The sequence below is a fragment of the Aquimarina sp. I32.4 genome, from assembly GCF_002924285.1.
GTDB lineage: Bacteria > Bacteroidota > Bacteroidia > Flavobacteriales > Flavobacteriaceae > Aquimarina.
On the sequence record NZ_PGUB01000008.1, the window covers coordinates 37,443 to 60,595 of the forward strand.

The 23,153-nt window shown below is 31.4% G+C and carries 22 protein-coding genes; 17 read left to right on the forward strand and 5 right to left on the reverse strand.

The genetic code is table 11. The annotated features are described in order from the left end of the window. The first annotated feature begins 228 nt into the window (after positions 1 to 228). The 3 genes from CVD18_RS02995 to CVD18_RS03005 all read left to right on the forward strand — a co-directional run bounded on the left by CVD18_RS02995 (position 229) and on the right by CVD18_RS03005 (position 2,778). A complete protein-coding gene (locus CVD18_RS02995) occupies positions 229 to 558 on the forward strand; it encodes a helix-turn-helix transcriptional regulator (protein ID WP_103863960.1) in 330 nt (109 codons plus the stop codon). Continuing rightward, on the forward strand, positions 552 to 1,835 hold the full coding sequence (locus tag CVD18_RS03000) for a type II toxin-antitoxin system HipA family toxin (protein WP_103863961.1): 1,284 nt from the start codon (positions 552 to 554) through the stop codon (positions 1,833 to 1,835). The genes CVD18_RS02995 and CVD18_RS03000 overlap by 7 nt, the downstream gene beginning before the upstream one ends. A 112-nt stretch (positions 1,836 to 1,947) precedes the next feature. Beyond that, positions 1,948 to 2,778 (forward strand): DMT family transporter, encoded by an 831-nt coding sequence (locus CVD18_RS03005; protein ID WP_233194454.1) that lies wholly within the window; start codon positions 1,948 to 1,950, stop codon positions 2,776 to 2,778. A 153-nt stretch (positions 2,779 to 2,931) separates the two neighbouring features. On the opposite strand, the gene CVD18_RS03010 is transcribed toward CVD18_RS03005, so the two are convergent. After that, positions 2,932 to 3,183 carry a hypothetical protein gene (locus CVD18_RS03010; protein ID WP_103863962.1) on the reverse strand — a complete coding sequence of 84 codons (252 nt, stop codon included), beginning with the start codon at positions 3,181 to 3,183 and terminating at the stop codon, positions 2,932 to 2,934. A 515-nt stretch (positions 3,184 to 3,698) separates the two neighbouring features. On the opposite strand from CVD18_RS03010, the gene CVD18_RS03020 reads away from it, so the two are divergent. Next, positions 3,699 to 4,097 carry a hypothetical protein gene (locus CVD18_RS03020; RefSeq protein WP_103863964.1) on the forward strand — a complete coding sequence of 133 codons (399 nt, stop codon included), beginning with the start codon at positions 3,699 to 3,701 and terminating at the stop codon, positions 4,095 to 4,097. 71 nt (positions 4,098 to 4,168) lie between these two features. On the opposite strand, the gene CVD18_RS03025 is transcribed toward CVD18_RS03020, so the two are convergent. From CVD18_RS03025 to CVD18_RS03040, 4 genes are all read right to left on the reverse strand, one after another. After that, a complete protein-coding gene (locus tag CVD18_RS03025) occupies positions 4,169 to 4,543 on the reverse strand; it encodes a DUF4258 domain-containing protein (protein WP_103863965.1) in 375 nt (124 codons plus the stop codon). Positions 4,544 to 4,636: 93 nt separating this feature from the next. After that, positions 4,637 to 5,839 carry an alanine dehydrogenase gene (locus CVD18_RS03030; protein ID WP_103863966.1) on the reverse strand — a complete coding sequence of 401 codons (1,203 nt, stop codon included), beginning with the start codon at positions 5,837 to 5,839 and terminating at the stop codon, positions 4,637 to 4,639. Positions 5,840 to 5,931: 92 nt separating this feature from the next. Then, complete coding sequence (gene tsaE / locus CVD18_RS03035; protein WP_103863967.1) at positions 5,932 to 6,339, reverse strand: tRNA (adenosine(37)-N6)-threonylcarbamoyltransferase complex ATPase subunit type 1 TsaE; 408 nt, start codon at positions 6,337 to 6,339, stop codon at positions 5,932 to 5,934. A 45-nt stretch (positions 6,340 to 6,384) separates the two neighbouring features. Beyond that, positions 6,385 to 7,935, reverse strand: coding sequence for a PglZ domain-containing protein (locus CVD18_RS03040; protein ID WP_103863968.1), 1,551 nt, complete (start codon positions 7,933 to 7,935; stop codon positions 6,385 to 6,387). Positions 7,936 to 8,065: 130 nt separating this feature from the next. Here CVD18_RS03040 and CVD18_RS03045 point away from each other — a divergent pair, with 130 nt between their 5' ends. From CVD18_RS03045 to CVD18_RS03105, 13 genes are all read left to right on the forward strand, one after another. After that, positions 8,066 to 9,295: an HD domain-containing protein gene (locus tag CVD18_RS03045; RefSeq protein WP_103863969.1), complete on the forward strand. Its 1,230-nt coding sequence runs from the start codon at positions 8,066 to 8,068 to the stop codon at positions 9,293 to 9,295. A 24-nt stretch (positions 9,296 to 9,319) separates the two neighbouring features. Then, positions 9,320 to 10,348 (forward strand): UDP-3-O-(3-hydroxymyristoyl)glucosamine N-acyltransferase, encoded by a 1,029-nt coding sequence (gene lpxD / locus CVD18_RS03050; RefSeq protein WP_103863970.1) that lies wholly within the window; start codon positions 9,320 to 9,322, stop codon positions 10,346 to 10,348. Then, positions 10,341 to 11,744 carry a bifunctional UDP-3-O-[3-hydroxymyristoyl] N-acetylglucosamine deacetylase/3-hydroxyacyl-ACP dehydratase gene (locus tag CVD18_RS03055; protein ID WP_103863971.1) on the forward strand — a complete coding sequence of 468 codons (1,404 nt, stop codon included), beginning with the start codon at positions 10,341 to 10,343 and terminating at the stop codon, positions 11,742 to 11,744. The genes lpxD and CVD18_RS03055 overlap by 8 nt, the downstream gene beginning before the upstream one ends. Positions 11,745 to 11,824: 80 nt before the next feature. Next, positions 11,825 to 12,607, forward strand: a complete 783-nt coding sequence (gene lpxA, locus CVD18_RS03060) for an acyl-ACP--UDP-N-acetylglucosamine O-acyltransferase (protein ID WP_103863972.1) — start codon at positions 11,825 to 11,827, stop codon at positions 12,605 to 12,607. A 41-nt stretch (positions 12,608 to 12,648) separates the two neighbouring features. After that, complete coding sequence (efp, locus tag CVD18_RS03065; protein WP_103863973.1) at positions 12,649 to 13,215, forward strand: elongation factor P; 567 nt, start codon at positions 12,649 to 12,651, stop codon at positions 13,213 to 13,215. Positions 13,216 to 13,242: 27 nt separating this feature from the next. Then, complete coding sequence (locus CVD18_RS03070) at positions 13,243 to 14,181, forward strand: UDP-3-O-(3-hydroxymyristoyl)glucosamine N-acyltransferase (RefSeq protein WP_103863974.1); 939 nt, start codon at positions 13,243 to 13,245, stop codon at positions 14,179 to 14,181. After that, positions 14,174 to 14,581, forward strand: a complete 408-nt coding sequence (locus CVD18_RS03075; protein WP_103863975.1) for a nuclear transport factor 2 family protein — start codon at positions 14,174 to 14,176, stop codon at positions 14,579 to 14,581. The genes CVD18_RS03070 and CVD18_RS03075 overlap by 8 nt, the downstream gene beginning before the upstream one ends. 172 nt (positions 14,582 to 14,753) lie before the next feature. After that, the gene (sucD, locus tag CVD18_RS03080; protein ID WP_103863976.1) at positions 14,754 to 15,626 is read left to right on the forward strand and encodes a succinate--CoA ligase subunit alpha; all 873 of its coding nucleotides are present in this window, start codon (positions 14,754 to 14,756) and stop codon (positions 15,624 to 15,626) included. Positions 15,627 to 15,827: 201 nt separating this feature from the next. Then, positions 15,828 to 18,806, forward strand: a complete 2,979-nt coding sequence (locus CVD18_RS03085) for a pitrilysin family protein (RefSeq protein WP_103863977.1) — start codon at positions 15,828 to 15,830, stop codon at positions 18,804 to 18,806. Positions 18,807 to 18,945: 139 nt separating this feature from the next. Beyond that, the gene (gene fabG, locus CVD18_RS03090) at positions 18,946 to 19,692 is read left to right on the forward strand and encodes a 3-oxoacyl-[acyl-carrier-protein] reductase (RefSeq protein ID WP_103863978.1); all 747 of its coding nucleotides are present in this window, start codon (positions 18,946 to 18,948) and stop codon (positions 19,690 to 19,692) included. A 21-nt stretch (positions 19,693 to 19,713) separates the two neighbouring features. Then, a complete protein-coding gene (locus CVD18_RS03095; RefSeq protein ID WP_103863979.1) occupies positions 19,714 to 21,744 on the forward strand; it encodes a hypothetical protein in 2,031 nt (676 codons plus the stop codon). Between the two features lie 23 nt (positions 21,745 to 21,767). Next, on the forward strand, positions 21,768 to 22,586 hold the full coding sequence (locus CVD18_RS03100; RefSeq protein WP_103863980.1) for a prohibitin family protein: 819 nt from the start codon (positions 21,768 to 21,770) through the stop codon (positions 22,584 to 22,586). Positions 22,587 to 22,662: 76 nt separating this feature from the next. Then, a complete protein-coding gene (locus tag CVD18_RS03105; RefSeq protein ID WP_103863981.1) occupies positions 22,663 to 23,133 on the forward strand; it encodes an OsmC family protein in 471 nt (156 codons plus the stop codon). Positions 23,134 to 23,153: the final 20 nt, after the last annotated feature.

Here is a 23,153-nt window from a genome sequence, read left to right on the forward strand (position 1 = left end):
TTTTCTTGTATAATAGATAAAATAATTAATTAGCCATTTATTACTTTATAATAAATTATATTTATGGTATATTTTAATATACTATAAATATTTTTAAGCTTTTTAAAGTATAATTAATTATTCTTAATAAGTAATACTATTATTTTTTTTATTAAAGTATATAAAGATATACTTTATTTGTTTTTTAATGTTTTAATGTATATTTTTATATACTTTAATAAGTAATAAATGAAATTGAATAATCTTTCAGACGAACAAGTATTAATAGAACTTACTCGCAGAGTAAAACAAAAGCGTTTAAACCGTAATGTGACACAAGATGAACTATCCAAGAAAGCAGGGGTGCATGTGCAAACGATTAAGAATTTTGAATCAGGAAAAACAACAACCTTATTAACTTTTATTCAGGTATTACGCGCATTAGGGGATTTAGATGTGTTTGATTCTTTTTTTCCTGATCCAGGGGTTAGTCCAATTGAGTTGTTGAAGCTAAAAGGAAAAGAGAGAGAAAGAGCATCACGTAGTTATAAAAATAAAAATGAAGACCCGTCATGGTAGATGTAATAAAAATTACTCTGTGGGGAGAAGAATTGGGAGCATTGAGCTGGGATAGTGATAAGAAATTCGCGTCTTTTGAATTTTTTTCTTCGTTTTTAAGTAAAAACCTAGATGTGTCCCCAGTACATATGCCGATACGATCATCAGCAAAAAAGATATATAGTTTTCCTAGAATAAATGAAGACACTTACAAAGGGTTACCAGGGATGTTATCTGATGTTTTGCCTGATGATTTTGGGAATAGATTGATAGATCAATGGTTGGTACTGAATAATATTCCAAAATCTCAATTTACACCTCTTGATCGATTGTGTTATATAGGTACTCGCGGTATGGGAGCCTTAGAGTTTCAGCCAGCCAAACGAATAGGGCAGGTGCAGGTCAATACGTTAGAGGTTGATAAATTAGCCAAATTAGCAGAGAAAATACTTAATACAAGAGAAAAACTTACGCTTAATCTTTCTGATACAGAACACCTTAATGAGTTAATTAAGGTAGGAACTTCTGCAGGAGGACAACGTGCAAAAGCTATTATAGCGTATAACTCAAAGACGCATGAAATACGATCGGGACAAGCTATAGCTCCAGAAGGGTTTGAGCATTATATGTTTAAATTTGACGGGGTGAATGATGCTACGCTCGGAGACCCAAAAGGGTATGGGAGAATAGAATATGCATATTACTTGATGGCATTAGATAGTGGTATTGATATGGAACACTCTTTATTGTTTGAGGAACATGATAGAGCGCATTTTATGACAAAGCGTTTTGATCGTTACCATAATCAAAAAATCCATATGCAAACATTATGTTCGATAGCGCATTTTGACTATAAATCCCCAGGTTCATATTCTTATGAAAATGCTTTTGAAATAATGCGTCAAATGAGGTTGTCTCATATTGATGCTATACGGTTGTATAAAAGGATGGTGTTTAATGTTATTGCTCGTAACCAAGATGATCATACAAAAAATATCTCTTTTTTAATGAATAAGAAAGGGGAGTGGAAATTATCTCCTGCTTATGATGTAACATATTCATATAACCCAGAAGGGATTTGGACAAGTATGCATCAGATGTCTGTAAATGGTAAGAGAGATAATTTTGTTATGAAAGATTTGATTACTATAGGAGAAAAAATAAGTTATAAAAACTGTAAAGAAGCAATAGAACAAGTTATAGAGGTAGTGTCTAACTGGGGAATGTATGCTCAAAAAGCTGGAATTCCAAAATCACAAGCAGATGTATTAGCTAAAGCATTTCGATTGAGCTTATAATGGCTTTAGTTTTTAAATTACATTTGCTGCTATTATAAATTATGCTGTAAAGACTGATAGTTATGATTAATGACAAAATTTGTCTGAAATAGCCTAAAAAAATATAAGGCAGATGAAAAAAGCAATCTATTTTATGCTTCTCAGTGCTGTGTTTTTTACAACATTGAATTTGTTTGTTAAGTATTTGGCAAAGTTTGGTGGAGCACAATTAGTTTTTTTTAGAGCCTTAGGCTCTTTATTTTTTACAATGAGTTATTTGCTGTGGAATAAAATTCCTATGTTAGGGAATCAAAAGAAGTTATTAATATGGCGTGGATTGGTAGGGTTAACTTCTATGGGGTTGTTTTTTATGTCTGTAAATTATCTTCCTATTGGCTCAGCAGTATCATTGCGATATTTGTCACCAATTTTTGCTACAATTCTGGCAATATTTTTTCTTAGAGAACGAGTGAAACCAATACAATGGCTGTTTTTTTTGATGGCATTTGGGGGGGTGTTAATGATAAAAGGATTTGATCCAAATATTGACTCTTTTGGTTTGTTACTAATATTGGGGTCTGCTCTGTTTAGTGGAGTGGTGTTTGTGTTGATTAATAAAATAGGTAGAGATGATCATCCTGTAGTGATTGTTAATTATTTTATGTGGATTTCTGTAATAATAGGAGGTATTCTTTCTGTTTTTAATTGGACAACTCCTGTTGGAGTAGAATATTTACTGTTACTGTGTTTAGGGGTCTTTGGATATTTTGGTCAATTATTTATGACCAAAGCATTCCAATTACAAGCTACAAGTAAAGTAGTGTCTCTTAAATATGTTGAAGTTCTTTTTACGATGGTTTTTGGAGTCTTTTGGTTTGGTGATGTATATCCAATATTGAGTATTCTGGGAACATTTTTGGTGATCGCAGGCTTGGTGTTAAATATCATGTATCGCAAAAAATAATACTAATGTAAATAGAGAAAAAGTCTATGGTTGATAATTGATCACTATCGTCATAAAGATCAAAAGAACTTTAGGGATTTGAATAAAATTATAATTTTGTAATTAAATATGAACCTAAAAATGTCAATAAAATTATCAACCATAGAGCCTTAACTAAGAAAAATCTTCCCTGAGATAGTACATTAGCTTACCTTTATCAGTAAAGCTTTTTATTGCTAAAATCTCATCTGTAAGTTTGTTATAAATTACTTCAACAAACAATAAATCTACATAGAAAATAGAGTAATAAAAATCTCGATTTCTATCGTTAATTGTAAAAAGGTGAATACCTCTATTCCAAAGGTCTTTGTATTTGTTATCTAAATGTTGAGCATTAAACTCTTGCTCTAGGGTAGTTTTACGCATAAGTTATTCAATTTTTAATTTGAGGGATTATAAAACTACGGAAAAACCGTAACAAAAACAAATTATTTTAATGTAATAAATTGAAAAACAATGCTTTTGAGCTAAATAATTGTTAAGGTTGTATTGTTGTGATGATGTTTTTTAATGGTGTATTTCAGAAAAGTAAATTTCTCTGTGACATAATTATAATTAACGAAGGTTTTGGTATTTTATACCTATTTATCACTTTTGATTAGGTTTTTGAAATTTATAGCAGGGATACGAATAAAAAAAATAACGAAATATGGATGATTTTTTGTCATTATTTTGGAAAAAGGGAAATTTGTCGTACACCCAGAAATAGTCAACCAATAGATAGTGTCATTGTTTTAGGTGTTAAAAATCAAGAGTTTGTAACATCAATAAAAATCCCCTTTAAAAAATTTCTAAAGACAGATGTTATTTTAATGGTGATAAATGATAATTTATAATATTATATTTCTGGGTTTCATCATAAAGTTAATGCTTTGTATGAGATGTTTGGCCCAGTTGCTACTACTGACTGTTTTCTGATTGATTCATATACGATCAATGATAATCAACATACTCGTAAGGTGTTTAAGTTCTATGGAAGATTAATAGCTGAAAGAAATGATAGTGTCTATAGAATTTCAAGCACAAATGACATGTATAAAATAGAAATAGAAAAATATAGGATCAGTAAAGAACAAGCTGATAGTATCTGCTACGAAATAAATAAAAAATATAATAATACAGGCTATGGAGTAGATTATGGATTAGAAATAATTAAAAATAAAAGCTATTATCTGAAAGGAATTTTTAATGAAAACGGAGAAATAGAAATAGTGAAAATCAACACAGAAACTGGAGAGTTTACAAAAGGATTAAAAAACTATCCTTATAAAAACGAATAAATATTAAAGAACTTACAATAAATAACAATAATTATTTTGGTATAAACAAGAAGATTGATGTGTGAAATACCTTATTGTATGATGTTTAATGTATTTACTTTGGCGATAGAGTCACAATTCTCTACGAGCATTGTAAAGCTTTTTTCTTTGGTAAAACCTTCTATAAAATAAGTTCGACAAGAATCTAGGTTTGTATTACTCTTTCCAAAATCTACACTACCAGAAGTAAGAATCTCTCTTAAGTTAGAGGTATCTATTTTGTGTATTTTCATAGTTGTTAGTGCTTGTTGAGAAAAAGATTTTTTCTTCATTCTTATGTTTTTTAAGACTCTTGCTGTTGGGCTATAGTCACAAGAAGCTTTTTTTCCTCCTAGAAAGAAAAATAAAAGAATAAGACCGATAACAAAGCCTCCTGAATAGTAAAATAATCGATGTGCCAGTTTCATAAACTTAATGAAATATTATGGTGCCAAAAGTAAGTAAATTTTCGAATTTAAAGTAAGAAACCATACAAAGTTAATAGAGGGATTGGTGTTGTTTTATAAAATCAATAAATTGATATCTCTATAAGAAAGATCAAACCAATCGGCAATTGGTTTACTGGTTAGAATTCCACGATAAAAATACAACCCATTTTTAAGACCTCTATCAAAGCGAACGGCATTTTCTATTCCTCCTTCTTCACCAATCTGTAAAAGATAAGGAGTAAAGATATTACTTATAGATAGAGAAGATGTTCTTGCATAACGAGATGGTATGTTAGGAACACAGTAATGTAATACTCCATGTTTATCAAATGTAGGGTGGTCATGAGAGGTAACTTCACTAGTTTCAATACATCCTCCCATATCGATACTTACATCAATAATTACAGCTCCTGTTTTCATACGTTCAACCATGGTCTCACTAACTATAATAGGAGCTCTGTTTTTTCCTCTGATTGCCCCAATTACCACATCACAACGACGTAATGCTTTTAATAGGTTTTTGGGTTGAATGGTTGAAGTGTATAAAGGTCTACCAACATTTGTTTGTATGCAACGAAGTTTGGTAATAGAATTATCAAATACTTTTACATTTGCTCCTAGACCAATTGCGGATCGTGCAGCAAATTCACCAACAGTACCAGCGCCAAGGATTACAACCTCTACAGGAGGTACTCCGCTTATGTTACCCATCATCAATCCAGAACCATCGGTGGTTGCGCTACTCATCAATTCAGAGGCGATAAGAACAGCTGCTGTTCCTGCGATTTCGCTTAAAGCTCTTACGGCAGGATATGCTCCATCAGTATCACGAATGAATTCAAAACCTAATGCGGTAATTCTTTTTTTGGCAAGTTCTTGAAAATATTCTTTGGATTGGGTTTTTAGTTGCAGAGCAGATATTAATACAGTTTGCGGGTTTATATGTTCAAGCTCTTCAGTAGAAGGTGGTTCTACTTTGAGTATAATTGGACATCCAAAAACTTTAGTTTTATCATTTGTGATTTCTGCACCAGCTTCACTGTAATCTTGATCGGTAAAGCTTGCTCCAGTTCCAGCATTGGATTCTAGTAATACTCTATGGCCATGAGTGGTTAGTGCCACAACAGCATCGGGGGTAAGGCATACTCGCTTTTCCTGATAGTGGGTTTCTTTGGGTATACCAATAAAGAGTTTTCCTTTTTTGCGAGCTACTTCAATCATTTCTTCCTGAGGAAGTAGCTGTTCTTTTGTAAAAGGAGATTTTGATGTGCTCATTTGTGTGAAATTCTGTAACTCAAATTACGAATAAAAAACTCAAGAAAACAAATAGGATTTCTATTAGAGCGTATAATTTTATAAACCACTCTTTATTTTTGTAAAGAAAGAACCCTTTTGTTGTCTTCTAGAATGCTTATTTCCAAAGTTGTACTATTTTCTGGTAACAACTTAGATATTTTTTCTGACCATTCTATAAAAACCCAAGCCCCAGAGTCAATATATTCTTCAAAACCAATTTGATGTGCCTCTTCTTCATTTTGAATTCTATAAAAATCAAAATGATAGATTAGCCCATCGTTGCCCATGTATTCATTTACTAAAGAGTAGGTAGGGCTAGAGATTACATCTTTCACTCCGAGGTGTTTACAAATTTCTTTTATTAAAGTAGTTTTACCCATTCCCATTTCGGCATTAAAAAGTATAATTTTATTTGTTGTATTTAAAATTACTTTTTCTGCCACTTCAGGTAGATCTTGTAAGGTGTATTCTATTGTCATTTCTATATTTCTATTTGCTTGAATCTAGAATACTGTGAGATTACATTATCTAGGGTTCATTACTATAAAAGGGATCACCATTTCTTCTAAAGAAACACCACCGTGTTGATATGTGTTTCTGTAATAACTAACATAATGATTGTAGTTATTAGGATAAGCAAAGAAATAATCTCCTTTGGCAAAAATAAAAGAACTACTCATATTTATAGAAGGTAAATGCACAGTTTTTGGGTTGGTGGCTTCTAAAACTTCTTTTCTTTCATAAGTAAGGCTTTTTCCTGTTTTATAACGTAAATTAAGACTGGTGTTTTTATCACCTATTACTCGTGATGGATTTTTTACATTTATAGTTCCATGATCAGTAGTGATCAATAGCTTAAAACCTAATTGTTGTGCTTGTTGAATCATTTCTAATAACGGTGAGTTTCTAAACCAACTCTGTGTTAAAGATCTATAAGACTTGTCGTTTGAAGCTAACTCTTTGATAACTTCCATTTCGGTTTTGCTATGAGAAAGCATATCAACAAAATTATACACAACTACAGTAAGATCATTGTTTTTTAACCCTTTAAAATTTGCAGCTAACGTTTTACCTGATTTTTCATTAGTTATCTTATAATATTCATGTTTGATATCAAGGCCTAGTCGTTCTAATTGAGCGGTTAAGAATTCGTTTTCATTCATGTTTTTCCCACCTTCATCAATATCATCAAGCCATAGGTCAGGGTGTCTTTTTTTCATTTCAGCAGGCATTAATCCTGAGAAAATCGAGTTCCGAGCGTATTGAGTAGCTGTAGGTAGAATACTGCAATATGCAATTTCTTGTTCCTTTTTATAATAATTATTAATGGTAGGTTCAAAAGCTTTCCATTGATCGTAGCGTAAATTATCTATAACTACTAGGAGGGTAGGTTGTTCTTTACTTATTTCTGGAATTACTTTTTCTCTAAATAATGTATGGGACATTACAGGAGCATCGCTTTTTCCATCAAACCAATCAGGATAGTTTTTATCTATAAATTTGCAAAACTGTGTATTGGCTTCTACTTTTTGAGATTCTAAAATCTCGAACATGCCTGTGTCTTCGATGTTTTCAAGCTGTAGTTCCCAGTAAATTAGTCTTTGGTATAGATCAATCCATTCGTCATAAGAATTTACCATTGCCATATCCATGGCTATCTTTCTAAATTCTTGTTGATAATTTGAGGTAGTCTTTTCTGAAACTAATCTAGAGTTATCCAGATTCTTTTTTAAACTAAGAAGAATTTGATTAGGGTTAACAGGTTTTATAAGATAATCAGCAATTTTACTACCAATAGCTTCTTCCATTATGTATTCCTCTTCACTTTTGGTAATCATTACCACAGGAATGCCATCTTCTTTTTCTTTTATTTCTGATAAGGTTTCGATTCCAGAAAGACCTGGCATATTTTCGTCTAGAAAAATGATGTCAAAATTATCATCATCTATGATGTCTAATGCCTCTGTACCACTTTGGCATTTAGTTACCTCATAATTTTTCTTTTCCAAAAATAGAATATGTGGCTTAAGTAAATCAATCTCATCATCCACCCACAGTATCTTTATTTTACTCATTAAGTCTTATTTTTATCGTTTAATTACTTATTTTATTTATAGTAAAACTATAATAGTTTAAATTCATTTTTGAAAAGTTCAATTATGCCAGGCATATATGTATATTTGTTTCCGTAAATATGAAAGGAACTTGAAAAAAAGGAATAAGCTCAAAATATTAAACGATCCAATTTACGGTTTTATTACGATACCTAACGAACTAATTTTTGATCTGCTAGAACATAAGTACTTTCAGAGGTTACGTAGGATTTCTCAAATGGGATTATCTTACCTCGTATATCCAGGAGCACATCACACTCGTTTTCATCACGCTTTGGGATGTATGCATCTTATGCAAAAAGCAGTGAGAGTTCTTCGTTTTAAAGGGATTGATATTTCTGAAGAAGAAGAAGAAGCACTTTATGTAGCGATATTATTGCATGATATAGGTCACGGACCTTTTTCTCATGCTATGGAGCATAGTATTGTAGATGAGGTTAATCATGAGAAGATTTCTCTCATGTTTATGGAAAAAATTAATGCAGAATTTAACGGTAGTTTAACGCTTGCAATTCAAGTTTTTAAAGGTGAGTATCATCGTAATTTTTTACATCAGATGATTTCAGGGCAACTAGACATGGATAGATTAGACTATCTAAAAAGAGATAGTTTTTATACAGGAGTTGCAGAAGGAAATGTAAATAGTGAACGCCTGATTACAATGCTTACTGTCATTAATGATGAATTAGTGGTAGAAGAAAAAGGGATATATTCTGTAGAAAAATTTTTGTTAGCCAGACGATTAATGTATTGGCAAGTATATTTACATAAGACAAGTTTGGTTGCAGAGAACTTATTGATTAGAGTGTTGCAGAGAGCAAAAGAGTTAGTTGATAATGGAGTAGAATTACCAGCAAGTAATGCGCTATCTTTTTTCTTAAAAAATAAAATTACCGCAGAGAATTTTACTACAGACGTTTTAGAAACATTCGCTAGGCTTGATGACTACGATATTGTTTGTGCAATGAAAGAATGGGTTTATGCAGAAGACTTTGTTTTAAGTAAACTATCTACTATGATTATTGACCGTGATCTTCTCAAAGTAAAAGTAAAAAAGAAGGCATTTGGAAATAATAAGAAAGAAAGCCATATTGAAAAATTTAAAAATAAATATAAAATTTCTGAAGAAGAAGCTCGTTATTTTATTTTTGATGGGATAATTTCGAATCAAGCTTATCACCTTAACAAACAGAATATAAATATTTTATATAAGTCAAGGAAAATAGTTGATATTGTCAAAGCTACAGATCAGTTTAATCTAGAAGCATTGTCAAAACCAGTAACTAAATATTTTATGTGCTATCCAAAGCATAAACATTAATACATTTTTTATACTTTTGCTAGAATGATTTTTACAGCCACACAAATTGCGGGTATTTTAAACGGAGAAATCGAGGGAGATGAGACTGTTGAAGTGTCCAAACTAGCTAAAATAGAAGAAGGAACAAAAGGGTCACTAACCTTTTTGTCAAATCCTAAGTATACACAATACATATATTCTACAGATGCCTCGATCACTATTGTAGATAAAACCTTTGAAGCAGAAACAAAGATTAAAACTACCTTGATAAGAGTAGATGATGCATATAAGGCTTTTTCTCAATTATTGGAGTATTATAATATGGTCAAGATGAATAAAGCGGGTATAGAACAACCTAGTTTTATATCAGAAACAGCATCATTTGGAGAAAATATTTATTTTGGAGCATTTTCTTATATAGGCGATAATGTTAAAATTGGCGAAAATGCCAAGATTTTTCCTAATGTATATATAGGAGATAATGTCACAATTGGTGATAATATTATTGTATTTGCTGGAGCCAAAATTTATTCAGAAACCATAATAGGCGATAATTGCGTAATTCATAGCGGTGCTATAGTAGGAGCAGATGGCTTTGGTTTTACTCCTAATGAAAAAGGAGAATATAGCAAAGTGCCTCAAACAGGTAATGTAATTATAGAAGATAATGTAGATGTAGGAGCAGGAACTACTATAGATAGAGCTACTCTTGGATCTACAGTCATACATAGAGGTGTAAAACTGGATAATCAAATACAAATTGCTCATAATGTAGAAATAGGAGAGCATACTGCAATTGCAGCACAAACAGGTATTGCTGGATCAACCAAGATCGGTAGACATTGTTTGATAGGTGGGCAAGTAGGTATTGCTGGACATCTTGTTATTGGTAATAATGTTAGAATTCAAGCTCAATCAGGTATAGGAAGAAACATAAAAGATGGAGAAGCAATACAGGGATCTCCTGCCCTTGGTTATTCTGATTATAATAAATCCTATGTACATTTTAAGAATTTACCTAAAATTGTAGATAGAATATACAAACTAGAGAAAAAAGAAAATAATAATGATTGACGTTGTGGTAAGCAAACAAAGAACCATTAAACAGGAAATAAAACTTACAGGTGTAGGCTTACATACTGGAAAAGAAGTGACCTTAATATTCAAACCTGCACCAGAGAATCATGGATACGCATTTTGTAGAATTGATTTAGAAGGTAATCCTATTATTGAAGCAGATGCTAATTATGTAATAAATACACAAAGAGGTACAAATCTGGAAAAAAATGGAGTTAGCATACAAACATCAGAGCACGTATTGGCTGCTTGTGTTGGGTTAGAGATTGATAATCTTTTGATAGAGCTAGATGCTTCTGAACCCCCTATAATGGATGGTTCAAGTAAGTTTTTTGTGAAAGCATTAGAGGAAGCAGGTATTGTAGAACAAGAAGCAGAAAGAGAAGAGTATATTGTAAAGGATGTAATCTCTTATACCGATGAAGAGTCAGGTAGCGAAATTATTGTAATGCCATCTGATGAATATCAAATTACTACAATGGTAGATTTTGGTACAAAAGTTTTAGGTACTCAAAATGCATCATTAAAACATCTATCGGATTTTAAAAAGGATATTGCAGATGCAAGAACTTTTAGCTTTTTGCATGAACTAGAGATGTTATTAGAACATGGGTTGATTAAAGGAGGAGATCTTAATAATGCTATAGTGTATGTAGATAAAGAGTTAAGTCCAAGTACAATGGAGAAACTAAAAGTTGCTTTTGGTAAAGAATCAATTGCGATTAAACCCAATGGTATTTTAGATAATTTGACATTACACTATCCTAATGAAGCTGCTAGGCATAAATTATTAGACGTAGTAGGAGATTTAGCATTAATAGGAACCAGAATTAGAGGGAAGATAATAGCAAATAAACCTGGGCATTATGTAAATACTCAATTTGCTAAAAAGCTTTCTAAAATTATAAAAATTGAGAAACGAAATAAGGTTCCTCAGTTTGATCTTTCCAAGGCACCACTTATGGATATTAATAAGATCATGAATATGCTGCCGCATAGACCACCGTTCTTATTGATAGACAGAATACTGGAAATGTCTGATAATCATGTTGTTGGAATGAAGAATGTAACGATGAATGAACCGTTTTTTGTAGGCCATTTTCCAGGAGCACCAGTGATGCCAGGAGTATTACAGATAGAGGCAATGGCTCAAACAGGAGGTATCCTAGCATTGAGTACAGTACCAGACCCTGAGAATTACCTTACCTATTTTATGAAAATAGATAAAGTGAAATTTAAACAACAAGTGTTGCCGGGAGATACCTTAATTTTTAAATTAGAATTGATAACGCCAATTCGTAGAGGTATATGTCACATGCAAGCTTTTGCTTATGCTAATGGAAAATTAGTAACAGAAGCAGAACTTATGGCACAAATCGTAAAATCAAAATAATCATAAAAAAAGAAACTATAAAACTATTAAGAGTTTAGTAGTTATGTAGATTTACTATTTTTTATTAAACAAATTAATTGATGAATCAACCGTTAGCATACGTTCATCCAGGAGCAAAAATCGCAAAAAATGTTGTAATAGAACCTTTTACAACCATTCATAATAATGTAGTGATAGGAGAAGGAACTTGGATAGGCTCTAATGTTACTATTATGGAAGGGGCACGTATTGGAAAAAATTGCAGTATTTTCCCTGGAGCTGTTATTTCTGCAACACCTCAGGATAAAAAATTTAATGATGAAGATACAATAACCGAAATAGGAGATAATACTACAATTCGTGAGTGTGTTACCATTAATAGAGGTACAACAGATCGAATGAAAACCAAAATAGGAAAGAATTGTTGGATTATGGCATATTGCCATATTGCACATGATTGTATTGTTGGGGACAACTGTATATTTTCTAATAATAGTACGTTAGCTGGCCATATTAATGTAGGAGATTATGTAGTTTTAGCAGGAATGGCTGCAGTACAACAATTTTGTAGTATTGGTAATCATGCATTTGTTACAGGAGGATCTTTGGTTCGTAAAGATGTCCCTCCTTATGTAAAAGCTGCTCGTGAACCTTTATCGTATGTTGGAATTAATTCTATAGGCCTAAGAAGGAGAGGATTTACTACAGAAAAAATAAGAGAAGTACAGAATATATATCGAATTTTATATCAACAGAATTATAACAATTCTCAAGCAGTACAAATTATTGAAGCTGAGATGGAGGCAACTCCAGAAAGAGATGAAGTTTTAGAATTCATTAAGAATTCTCAAAGAGGAATTATGAAAGGATATTTCTCTAATTAGAGAGTTTGATATAAATAATAATCATAAGAAATTAAAGAATAATGGCAAGTACTAGTGATATCAGAAATGGATTGTGTATAAAATACAATCACGACATTTTTAAAGTTATTGAATTTTTACACGTAAAGCCTGGTAAAGGACCTGCTTTTGTACGTACAAAGTTAAAAAGTGTAACTACAGGAAAGGTAATAGATAATACTTTTTCTGCAGGACATAAAATAGATGATGTGCGTGTAGAAACTCATAAATTTCAGTATTTATATGCAGAAGGAGATACTTTTCATTTTATGAATACAGAGGATTATAATCAAATTACATTAGAAAAATCTACGTTGGATGCTCCTGGTTTATTAAAAGAAGGAGAAGTAGTAACTATAATTATCAATTCTGAAGACCAAATGCCTCTTTCTGTAGAAATGCCTGCAAGTGTAATTCTAGAAGTTACTTCAACAGAACCAGGAGTTAAAGGAAATACAGCTACCAATGCAACGAAACCTGCAACTGTAGAAACTGGAGCAGAAGTAATGGTTCCTCTTTTTATTAATGAAGGAGATAAAATTAAAGTAGAAACAGAGAAAGGTACTTATAAAGAAAGAATAAAAGAATAATCCTGTATCCCTCTTAATTCTTAATAAATGAAATTCCCACAGACACATACTTTACAACAAATAGCTACTATTATATCTTCAGAATTTGTTGGAGAACCTGATTTCCCAGTTTTAGGAATGAATGAAATTCATGTCGTTTCTTCTGGAGATATTGTCTTTGTGGACCATCCTAAATATTATGATAAAGCGCTACAAAGCGCTGCTACCGTAATTTTAATCAATAAGAATGTAGATTGCCCAGAAGGTAAAGCATTGCTTATTTCTGATGACCCTTTTCGGGATTTTAACAAACTTACTCAGTATTTTAAACCTTTTGAGAAGACTAATTCTTTAATTTCTGAAACAGCAACAATTGGTCAAAATACAATTATACAACCAGGTAGTTGTGTGGGTAATAATGTAAGTATTGGCGATAATTGTTTGATACATGCTAATGTAAGTATTTATGATAATACAGTAATAGGTAACAATGTAACAATACATGCTGGTACAGTATTAGGCTCAGATGCATTCTATTATAAAAAACGACCAGAAGGTTTTGATAAATTAATTTCAGGAGGAAGAGTTGTTATTAAAGACAATGTTGATTTAGGAGCCTCATGTACTATTGATAAAGGAGTTACAGGAGATACGATTGTTCAGGAAGGAACCAAGATAGATAACCAAGTGCATATAGGACACGATACCGTAATAGGGGAAAAGTGTTTAATAGCCTCTCAAGTAGGTATTGCAGGTTGTGTAGTGATAGAGGATGAAGTTACAATTTGGGGTCAGGTAGGTATAACAAGTGCTATAACTATTGGAACCAAAGCGATTATTTCTGCACAATCAGGAGTAAGTAAGTCACTAGATGCAAATAAAAGTTATTTTGGAACGCCAGCAGATGATTTTAGAAAAAAATACAAAGAAATAGCTTCTATACGGCAGATTCCAGATTTAATAGATAAACTGAATAAAAATGAGTGAAACAGTAAAAAATATTGTAAGGTCTTTTTATGAGACCGATCTTATTCATATTACCGAAGTTTTTTCTAAATATTTACACCCCGAAATAGAGTTATATTGGAATAGTAGTTTTGGATTCAATAAAAAAGATTTCAAAGATATTATAAATATGTTTAATGAGATGTCTTCATCTTTTGACTCATTACGATGTGAAATCAGCCATCTTATAGCAGAAAATCAAACCGTCACTGTTCGGTATACTTATTTTGTGAGGACTATAGAAAGACCAGATAAAGAAGAGGCCGTAGCGCACGTTATTACCATCTGGGAATTAAAAGATAATAAATTATATAGAGGATATCAAATAAGTCAACAAGGAGATCATACTTCTGAGAACATGATGTCATTTATGTCAAAATAATTAGATTAAATAACTTATAGACTTTGTTTTATAGTATTTATAATATTTTGATATTCATAGAAAAGTAAAAGCTTGAAAAATAAAAAAAATATTTTTTTATTTTTCACTTTAACTATAATGTTCAAAAGCTTACTTTTGAAACTCTTTAAAAAAAATAAAAAATCATAACGCAATGAGTGTTTTAGTTAATAAAGATTCGAAAATTATCGTACAAGGATTTACTGGTAGCGAAGGTACTTTTCATGCAGGTCAGATGATAGAATATGGTACTAATGTTGTTGGTGGAGTTACTCCAGGTAAAGGAGGGCAAACTCATTTAGATAAACCTGTATTTAATACTGTAGAAGATGCAGTGAAGGAAGTAGAAGCAGATACTACAATTATTTTTGTACCGCCAGCTTTTGCTGCAGACGCAATTATGGAAGCAGCAGATGCCGGAATAAAAGTGATTATTACTATTACAGAAGGTATTCCAGTTGCAGATATGATTAAAGCATCAGATTATATCAAAGGAAAAGATTGTAGGCTTATTGGGCCAAACTGTCCAGGGATCATTACTCCAGGAGAGGCTAAAGTTGGTATCATGCCAGGATTTGTCTTTAAGAAAGGAAATGTAGGTATTGTTTCAAAATCAGGAACACTTACATATGAAGCGGCAGATCAAGTAGTAAAACAAGGATTAGGTATTACTACTGCAATTGGTATTGGAGGAGATCCTATAATTGGTACTACAACCAAAGAAGCTGTAGAGTTATTGATTAATGACCCAGAGACATCTTGTGTTGTAATGATTGGTGAAATTGGTGGACAATTAGAGGCAGATGCAGCTAAATGGGTTAAAGAGAGTGGAACAACAAAACCTGTAGTAGGTTTCATCGCTGGAGAAACTGCTCCTGCTGGTCGTACTATGGGACATGCTGGTGCTATTGTTGGTGGTAGTGAAGATACTGCAGCAGCCAAAAAAGCAATTATGAGAGAATGTGGAATACACGTTGTTGATTCTCCTGCTGAAATTGGTAAAAAAGTAGCAGAAGTATTAGGATAAAAAAGAAATAACAGATACATAAAAAAAGCCTCTTGATTTAATTCAAGAGGCTTTTTTGTTTGGAGTAATTATTTGTTAAAAAAATATTAAATATTGTAACATTACTCCAAACTACACGTATTATAGTGAATTAATAGTTAACTAACTCGTTAATACTAACTCAGGTGACAACAACACCACAAAAACAACAAAAAAATAAATATGAAATTTATTAAATTAACTTTACTACTACTACTTACTATTATTAGTCTAGGTAGTTGTAAAAAATCATCAGACGACACCAAAACTTTACAAGGGATTAAAGTTGAGAAACACACTGATGGATTTGGTTTTAATTATGAAACCATTACTAATGATCCAACAGGATTACGATTATACACTTTAGATAATGGACTAAAGGTATATTTGTCTAAAAATGAAGAAGAACCAAAAATTCAAACATTTATTGCAGTACGTGCTGGTTCAAATTATGATCCTAAAGAAGCTACTGGGCTTGCACACTATTTAGAACATATGGTTTTTAAAGGTACTGATGAAATAGGTACCCAGGATTTTGAAAAAGAAAAAGTGTTGCTACAACAAATATCTGATTTATACGAGCAACATAAATCAGAAACAGATGAAGAAAAGAAGAAAGAAATCTATAAAAAAATAGATAAAATTTCTCTTGAAGCATCAAAAATTTCAATATCCAATGAATATGATAAAATGATTAGCTCCTTGGGTGCAGAAGGAACAAATGCACACACTTGGTTTGAAGAAACGGTATACAAAAATAAAATACCAGCAAACGAACTTGATAAATGGCTCAAAGTAGAAAGCGAACGTTTTAGTCAATTGGTACTACGTTTGTTTCATACAGAATTAGAAGCCGTTTATGAGGAATTTAATAGAGGACAGGATAATGATGGAAGAAAAATGTATGCAGCAATGCTAGAAGGATTATTTCCTAACCATCCTTATGGGCAACAAAAAACAATAGGGACTTCTGAGCATTTGAAAAACCCCTCTATGGTTGCTATTCATAACTATTTTAATAAATACTATGTGCCTAACAATATGGCAGTAGTATTAGTTGGAGATTTAGATTTTGACCAAACCATTCAAAAGGTAAACAAGTCTTTTGGTAGCTTCGAGAAAAAAGAGGTAGTACATCCAGAATTACCAAAAGAAGAACCAATAACAAGCTCAATAACCAAAGAAGTATTCGGGCCAACAGCAGAATCAATTTCTGTCTCATTTCGTTCAGATGCTATAGGAACAAAAGAAGAGAAACTTCTTACGCTTGCTGATATGTTATTGACAAATGGGAAAGCAGGTTTGATTGATTTAAACTTGAATCAAAAACAAGCAGTTCAGAATGCAGGATGTTTTCCTACTTTTTTGAATGATTATGGATATCATCAATTTTCTGGACAGCCCAAGGCTGGTCAAACGCTTGATGAAGTAAAAGACTTGTTGCTTTCTCAAATAGAAAAATTAAAAAAAGGAGAGTTTGATGAGTGGATGTTAGATGCTGTAATTAATGATTTAAAACTAAGTCAAACAAAAGAGTATGAGAATAACACAGCTTTGGCTTCTGCATATTATAATGCATTTATTCATAGAGAAGATTGGAAAGACAAAGTAGAATTCTTGAATGAACTTAAAAAAGTTTCAAAACAAGAATTAGTAGATTTTGCTAATAGATTTTATAAAGACAATTATGTTGTTGTTTATAAGCGAAAAGGAGAAGATAAAAATATTGTCAAAGTAGAAAATCCAGGAATAACTCCTGTAGAGTTAAACAGAGATAAAGAGTCTAAGTTTGTACAAGACTTCAAAAAAATAGAATCTTCGTCTTTACAACCAAAATTTATAGATTATAAAACGGCTATAAAATCTACGCAAACTCAGAGTGGAATTTCAGTTTCTTATATAGAAAACAAAAACAATGATTTGTTTGACCTTAACATCATTTTTGATTTAGGATCTGATCATGATAAAAAATTATTAATAGCTTCAGGATATTTTGATTATTTAGGAACTGATAAATATTCTCCAGAAGAACTTAAAAAAGAATTTTATAAATTAGGAATTAGTTATAGTATTAATTCTTCTGCTGATAAAACTATTGTTGGTGTTTCTGGATTAAAAGAAAATTTGGATAAAGGATTGATTTTATTAGAGGATTTATGGAGAAATGCAGTTCCTGATCAAGAAACATATGACAAATATGTAGATCAAATATTAAAAGAAAGGGAAGATAGTAAAACTCAGAAAGGAAATATTTTATGGAGTGGTCTTCTTAATTATGGTAAATATGGTAAAAACTCAAGATTACGTAATATATACACATATAAGGAACTGAAAAAGATTAACCCTAAGGAGTTGATTGATAAAATAAAGAACCTTACTACGCTAAAACAACGTGTATTTTATTATGGTAAAGATGTAGATGCAGCAATTGCATCTTTAGATAAAAATCATATTATTGAAGGAGGTTTAAATGACTACCCAGAAAAAATAACTTATACAGAAAACGAAACAGGGGGTAATGTTTATTTTGTAGATTATGATATGGTGCAGAGTGAAATGTTGTTTTTGGCAAAAGGAAAAGAATTTGACCCTAAAAAAATGGCAGCTTCTAGTTTGTTTAATACATATTTTGGGAGTGGACTTTCTTCTATTGTTTTTCAGGAAATAAGAGAATCAAAATCGTTGGCATATTCTGCGTTCTCTCAATATAGTAACGCGAGTCAACAGGAGGATTCTAATTATTTGTATGCATATGTAGGTACTCAGGCTAATAAAATGCCAGAAGCAGTAGATGCTATGATGGAGTTATTGACTAATATGCCAGAAGTAGAGGCACAGTTTAATCAAGCTAAAAAAGCAACATTAAAGAAAATTGCTGCTAAGCGAATTACAAAATCAAATATATTTTGGTCATATGAAAATCTTAAAAAAAGAGGGATCGATCATGACAATAGAAAAGAAATGTATGAAACTATAGAAAAGATGACATTGGCAGATCTTAAATCATTCTTTAACGAGAATATAAAAGGAGAATCTTATAATATCCTTGTTATTGGTAATAAGAAAGATATCGATATGAAAGCATTATCAAAATTAGGAGCTGTAAAAGAAATGGATGTTGATTACCTTTTTAATTATGAAAAAGAAATAATAAAGCAATAGTATAAAGTATTAAATAAAGATGTTTATAAACCCTGTGAGAAATCACAGGGTTTATTGTTGATGACCTATTTGTAATTCTTATATTTGAATTCATATTTATAAATTGATATACACAACCAAAAACATAGAAATATAAAGAATGAATCTTTTACAAGGTAAAACGGCAATTATCACGGGAGCTACTCGCGGTATTGGCAAAGGAATAGCAGAAGTTTTTGCACAACAAGGTGCTAATATAGCTTTTACATATAGTTCTTCTGTTGAAGCAGCAAAAACTCTAGAAACTGAATTAAACAGTTTAGGAATCAAAGCCAAAGGATACCAAAGTAATGCTGCAAGTTATGAGCAAGCTCAGGAATTAGCAGCAGATGTTTTAGAAACATTTGGTAGTATTGATATTTTAGTAAATAATGCTGGGATCACAAAAGATAATCTTTTGATGCGAATGAGCGAAGAAGACTTTGATAAGGTGATTGAAGTGAATTTGAAGAGTGTATTTAATATGACAAAAGCCGTTCAAAGAACGATGCTAAAACAACGTAAAGGAAGTATTGTAAATATGAGTTCTGTTGTTGGAGTAAAAGGAAATGCAGGGCAGGCTAATTATGCAGCATCAAAATCTGGGATTATTGGGTTTTCTAAATCTGTAGCACTAGAACTTGGATCAAGAAATATTAGAAGTAATGTTGTTGCACCAGGATTTATTGAGACAGAAATGACAGGTAAACTAGATGAAAAAGTAGTAGAAGGTTGGAGAAATGCGATCCCATTAAAAAGAGGAGGTACCCCAGAAGATATTGCAAATACATGCCTCTTTCTAGCTAGTGATTTGAGTGCATATATTACGGGGCAGGTGTTGAATGTTGATGGAGGTATGCTTACCTAATACTTTATAGTACTATAAAGAATGCAAACAGAAACAATTTTATTGATCATAGCAGCTGGTATAATCGCATTGATTATTGCGCTATATCAATATTTATATAGAGCAAAAAACAGGAAAAAAAAGCTCCTGTTTTTTGCTTTTTTACGTTTTCTAAGTGTTTTTTCACTATTAGTATTATTAATTAATCCTACATTCAAACAATATATATATATTGAAGAAAAACCTGCGCTGGTTGTTGCAGTAGACAATTCTTCTTCTATAAAATATTTAAAAAAAGACAAAGAGATAAAACAATTTGTTAATGAAATTTCTTTGCATAAAGAATTGAATAACAGGTTTAATGTTGTCTATTATTCATTTTCTGATAAATTAAAAGATTCCCTGCTTCTTTCTTTTGATCAAAAGCAAACCAATATTTCAAAAGCTTTAGGTGAATTAAATCAGGTTTATAAAAATACAATTGCTCCTACACTCTTATTAACTGATGGAAACCAAACTTATGGAACAGATTATCAGTTTAGTACAAAAGGCTATAAACAAGTAGTGTACCCTATTATTTCAGGAGATACAGTAGCTGTAGAAGATACTAGAATTCAACAGCTGAATGTAAATAGGTATGCATACTTAAAAAATAAATTTCCTATAGAAGCAATTCTTACCTATTCAGGGAATCAGGATATTACAAGATTATTTCAAATTAAGTCAGGGAACAGTATTGTGTTTTCTCAACCTATTTCTTTTTCAAAAAAGAATAATTCTAATGTAGTTAATTTTACATTGCCTGCAAATAGAGTAGGGGTAAATCAATATGTAGCTATATTATCACCTTTGGATAATGAAAAAAATACCATCAATAATTCAAAAACCTTTGCTGTAGAGGTAATTGATCAGAAGACAAATGTACTTTTAATTAGTGATATGGTTCACCCAGACTTGGGTGCTATTAAAAAAAGTATAGAAAGTAATGAGAGAAGAAGCATTACAATAAGTAAAACAAACGAAAACAAAGATTTTAATGATTATCAATTAATCATACTCTATCAACCCAATACCAGATATAGAAAAGTATATGAGAAATTAAATCTGGAGAAGAAAAATCACTTAACCATTACTGGACCCAAAACAGATTGGGTATTTCTTAATACAATACAAAATAAATATACACAAGAGATTACTAGGCAAACAGAGTATTATGTACCAAGGTTTAATAATAATTATGCATCATTTCTACAAGAAGATATAGGATTTAATAACTATCCCCCTTTGATAGGTAATTTTGGTGAACTAAGAATACATGCAAATCACGATCCTTTGTTGTATAGAACAATTGGTGCTATTCATACTAAAGATGTATTATTAGCAACAATAGAACAAAATGGAATAAGAGAAGCAGTGTTGTTTGGAGAAGGTTTATGGAGATGGAGAGCTCAAAATTATATAAATACTCAAACATTTAAAGATTTTGATGAGTTTTTTGGTAAACTAGTACAATATCTAGCTTCTAATAAAAGAAAAAGTAGGTTAAATACAATTTCTGAATCCTTCTATTATGGTAATGCAAGTATTATTATCAAGGCAGAGTATTTTACTAAAAACTATGAGTTTGATAAAAGAGGAAGTCTAAAAATTATAATAAAAAATAAAGAAACAAAAGCTACTCAGACAATACCAATGCTCTTAAAAAATAATTCATACGAAGTAGATGTAAGCAGTCTGGGAGCTGGAAATTATGAATATATAGTAGCAGTATCAGGAGAGCATATAACACGCTCAGGAAGTTTTGCTATTCTTGAATATGATGTAGAACAACAATTTCTCAATGCTGATGTAACAAAACTACAACAAGTAGCTACTAATACTAGTGGGAAGTCATATTTTTTGAATCAGAAAGAAGCTCTGATAAAAGAATTGATAGAAGATCAAAGATATCAAACCATTCAAAAAAGCAAGGAAAATGTAGTATCTTTAATAGATTGGAAATATCTTTTATTGATCGTTCTTTTATTACTTACAGTAGAATGGTTTGCACGAAAATATAACGGACTTATTTAAAAAAATTAAAACTCAATATTACTATGGAAAGATTACCAAAAATAGGATTACCTATACTGATCGTTATTATTATACTTATAGTATTCGTCTCAAAATCAACAGTTACCATTGGTTCAGGAGAAGCAGGAGTGCTTTATAAAACATTTGGAGGAGGAGTAGTGACAGATTCTCCACCCCTAGGAGAAGGGTTTCATTTGGTGGCACCTTGGAATAAGGTAATCGTTTATGAAGTAAGACAACAAGAGGTTTTTGAAAAAATGCAGGTGTTATCGTCTAATGGATTAGAAATTAAATTAGATGCTTCTGCTTGGTTTCAACCTGACTATAATAAATTGGGGCTGTTGCATCAGCAAAAAGGAGAAAATTATGTAGGAAGAGTTTTGTTACCTACGATAAGATCTGCTGCTCGTAGTGTCGTTGGGAGATATACTCCTGAACAATTATATTCTAGTAAAAGAGATGCAATTCAAAAAGAAATTTTTGAAGAAACAAAAAAAATAGTAGGTGATCAGTTTATTCAGCTTAATGAGGTACTGGTACGAGATGTAACATTACCATCTACTATCAAAGAAGCGATAGAACGCAAATTGAGACAAGAGCAAGAAGCTTTAGAATATGAATTTAGATTAGAAAAAGCTAAAAAAGAAGCAGAAAGACAAAAGATTGATGCAGAAGGAAAAGCAGTTGCTAACCAAATTCTAAGTGCTTCTCTAACAGATAAAATACTTAAAGAAAAAGGAATAGAAGCTACATTACAATTGGCTAAATCACCTAACGCTAAAGTAGTTGTGGTGGGCTCTGGTAATGATGGCTTACCTTTGATCTTAGGTGGTAATCAATAAAAAAATATATGCATTAAAAAAGGCATTCATTTGAGTGCCTTTTTTGATTTAGATAAGCTTATACCATTTTTATAAAATGAAATTACACACATATAATACTACTGTTAAATGGACTGGTAATACAGGTAGTGGTACTACAGATTATAAATCATACAGTAGGGATCATTCTATATCATCAATAGGAAAATATGGAGAGATATTATCTTCTTCTGACCCTTCCTTTTTGGGGGATAAAAAAAAATACAACCCAGAAGATCTATTTCTTTCTTCATTATCTGCTTGTCATATGTTGTGGTATCTTCATTTATGTACTGTTAATCATATAATTGTTACAGATTATGTAGATCATGCAACTGGAGTTATGGAGGAATCTAAAGAGAGTGGTGGGAGATTCAAAGAAGTAACTTTACATCCTATTGTTACTGTGCAAGACAACGATATGGTAGAAAAAGCACATGAGATACATCACGAAGCTAATAAAATGTGTTTTATTGCTAATTCTTGTAATTTTAAAATAGGTCATAATACTAAAATAATTGTAGAATAGAACAATTTATGTTGTTTTGG

What these genes read in the sequence shown, in the direction of transcription:
- CVD18_RS03100 (WP_103863980.1), top strand. Translation starts at nt 21,768, where the DNA reads ATGGAAAGATTACCAAAAATAGGATTACCTATACTGATCGTTATTATT.
- tsaE (WP_103863967.1), bottom strand. Translation starts at nt 6,339, where the DNA reads ATGACAATAGAATACACCTTACAAGATCTACCTGAAGTGGCAGAAAAA.
- CVD18_RS03085 (WP_103863977.1), top strand. Translation starts at nt 15,828, where the DNA reads ATGAAATTTATTAAATTAACTTTACTACTACTACTTACTATTATTAGT.
- CVD18_RS03000 (WP_103863961.1), top strand. Translation starts at nt 552, where the DNA reads ATGGTAGATGTAATAAAAATTACTCTGTGGGGAGAAGAATTGGGAGCA.
- CVD18_RS03020 (WP_103863964.1), top strand. Translation starts at nt 3,699, where the DNA reads ATGTTTGGCCCAGTTGCTACTACTGACTGTTTTCTGATTGATTCATAT.
- CVD18_RS03030 (WP_103863966.1), bottom strand. Translation starts at nt 5,839, where the DNA reads ATGAGCACATCAAAATCTCCTTTTACAAAAGAACAGCTACTTCCTCAG.
- CVD18_RS03055 (WP_103863971.1), top strand. Translation starts at nt 10,341, where the DNA reads ATGATTGACGTTGTGGTAAGCAAACAAAGAACCATTAAACAGGAAATA.
- lpxA (WP_103863972.1), top strand. Translation starts at nt 11,825, where the DNA reads ATGAATCAACCGTTAGCATACGTTCATCCAGGAGCAAAAATCGCAAAA.
- sucD (WP_103863976.1), top strand. Translation starts at nt 14,754, where the DNA reads ATGAGTGTTTTAGTTAATAAAGATTCGAAAATTATCGTACAAGGATTT.
- CVD18_RS03075 (WP_103863975.1), top strand. Translation starts at nt 14,174, where the DNA reads ATGAGTGAAACAGTAAAAAATATTGTAAGGTCTTTTTATGAGACCGAT.
- CVD18_RS03040 (WP_103863968.1), bottom strand. Translation starts at nt 7,935, where the DNA reads ATGAGTAAAATAAAGATACTGTGGGTGGATGATGAGATTGATTTACTT.
- lpxD (WP_103863970.1), top strand. Translation starts at nt 9,320, where the DNA reads ATGATTTTTACAGCCACACAAATTGCGGGTATTTTAAACGGAGAAATC.
- efp (WP_103863973.1), top strand. Translation starts at nt 12,649, where the DNA reads ATGGCAAGTACTAGTGATATCAGAAATGGATTGTGTATAAAATACAAT.
- CVD18_RS03005 (WP_233194454.1), top strand. Translation starts at nt 1,948, where the DNA reads ATGAAAAAAGCAATCTATTTTATGCTTCTCAGTGCTGTGTTTTTTACA.
- CVD18_RS03105 (WP_103863981.1), top strand. Translation starts at nt 22,663, where the DNA reads ATGAAATTACACACATATAATACTACTGTTAAATGGACTGGTAATACA.
- CVD18_RS03025 (WP_103863965.1), bottom strand. Translation starts at nt 4,543, where the DNA reads ATGAAACTGGCACATCGATTATTTTACTATTCAGGAGGCTTTGTTATC.
- fabG (WP_103863978.1), top strand. Translation starts at nt 18,946, where the DNA reads ATGAATCTTTTACAAGGTAAAACGGCAATTATCACGGGAGCTACTCGC.
- CVD18_RS03095 (WP_103863979.1), top strand. Translation starts at nt 19,714, where the DNA reads ATGCAAACAGAAACAATTTTATTGATCATAGCAGCTGGTATAATCGCA.
- CVD18_RS03070 (WP_103863974.1), top strand. Translation starts at nt 13,243, where the DNA reads ATGAAATTCCCACAGACACATACTTTACAACAAATAGCTACTATTATA.
- CVD18_RS03010 (WP_103863962.1), bottom strand. Translation starts at nt 3,183, where the DNA reads ATGCGTAAAACTACCCTAGAGCAAGAGTTTAATGCTCAACATTTAGAT.
- CVD18_RS02995 (WP_103863960.1), top strand. Translation starts at nt 229, where the DNA reads ATGAAATTGAATAATCTTTCAGACGAACAAGTATTAATAGAACTTACT.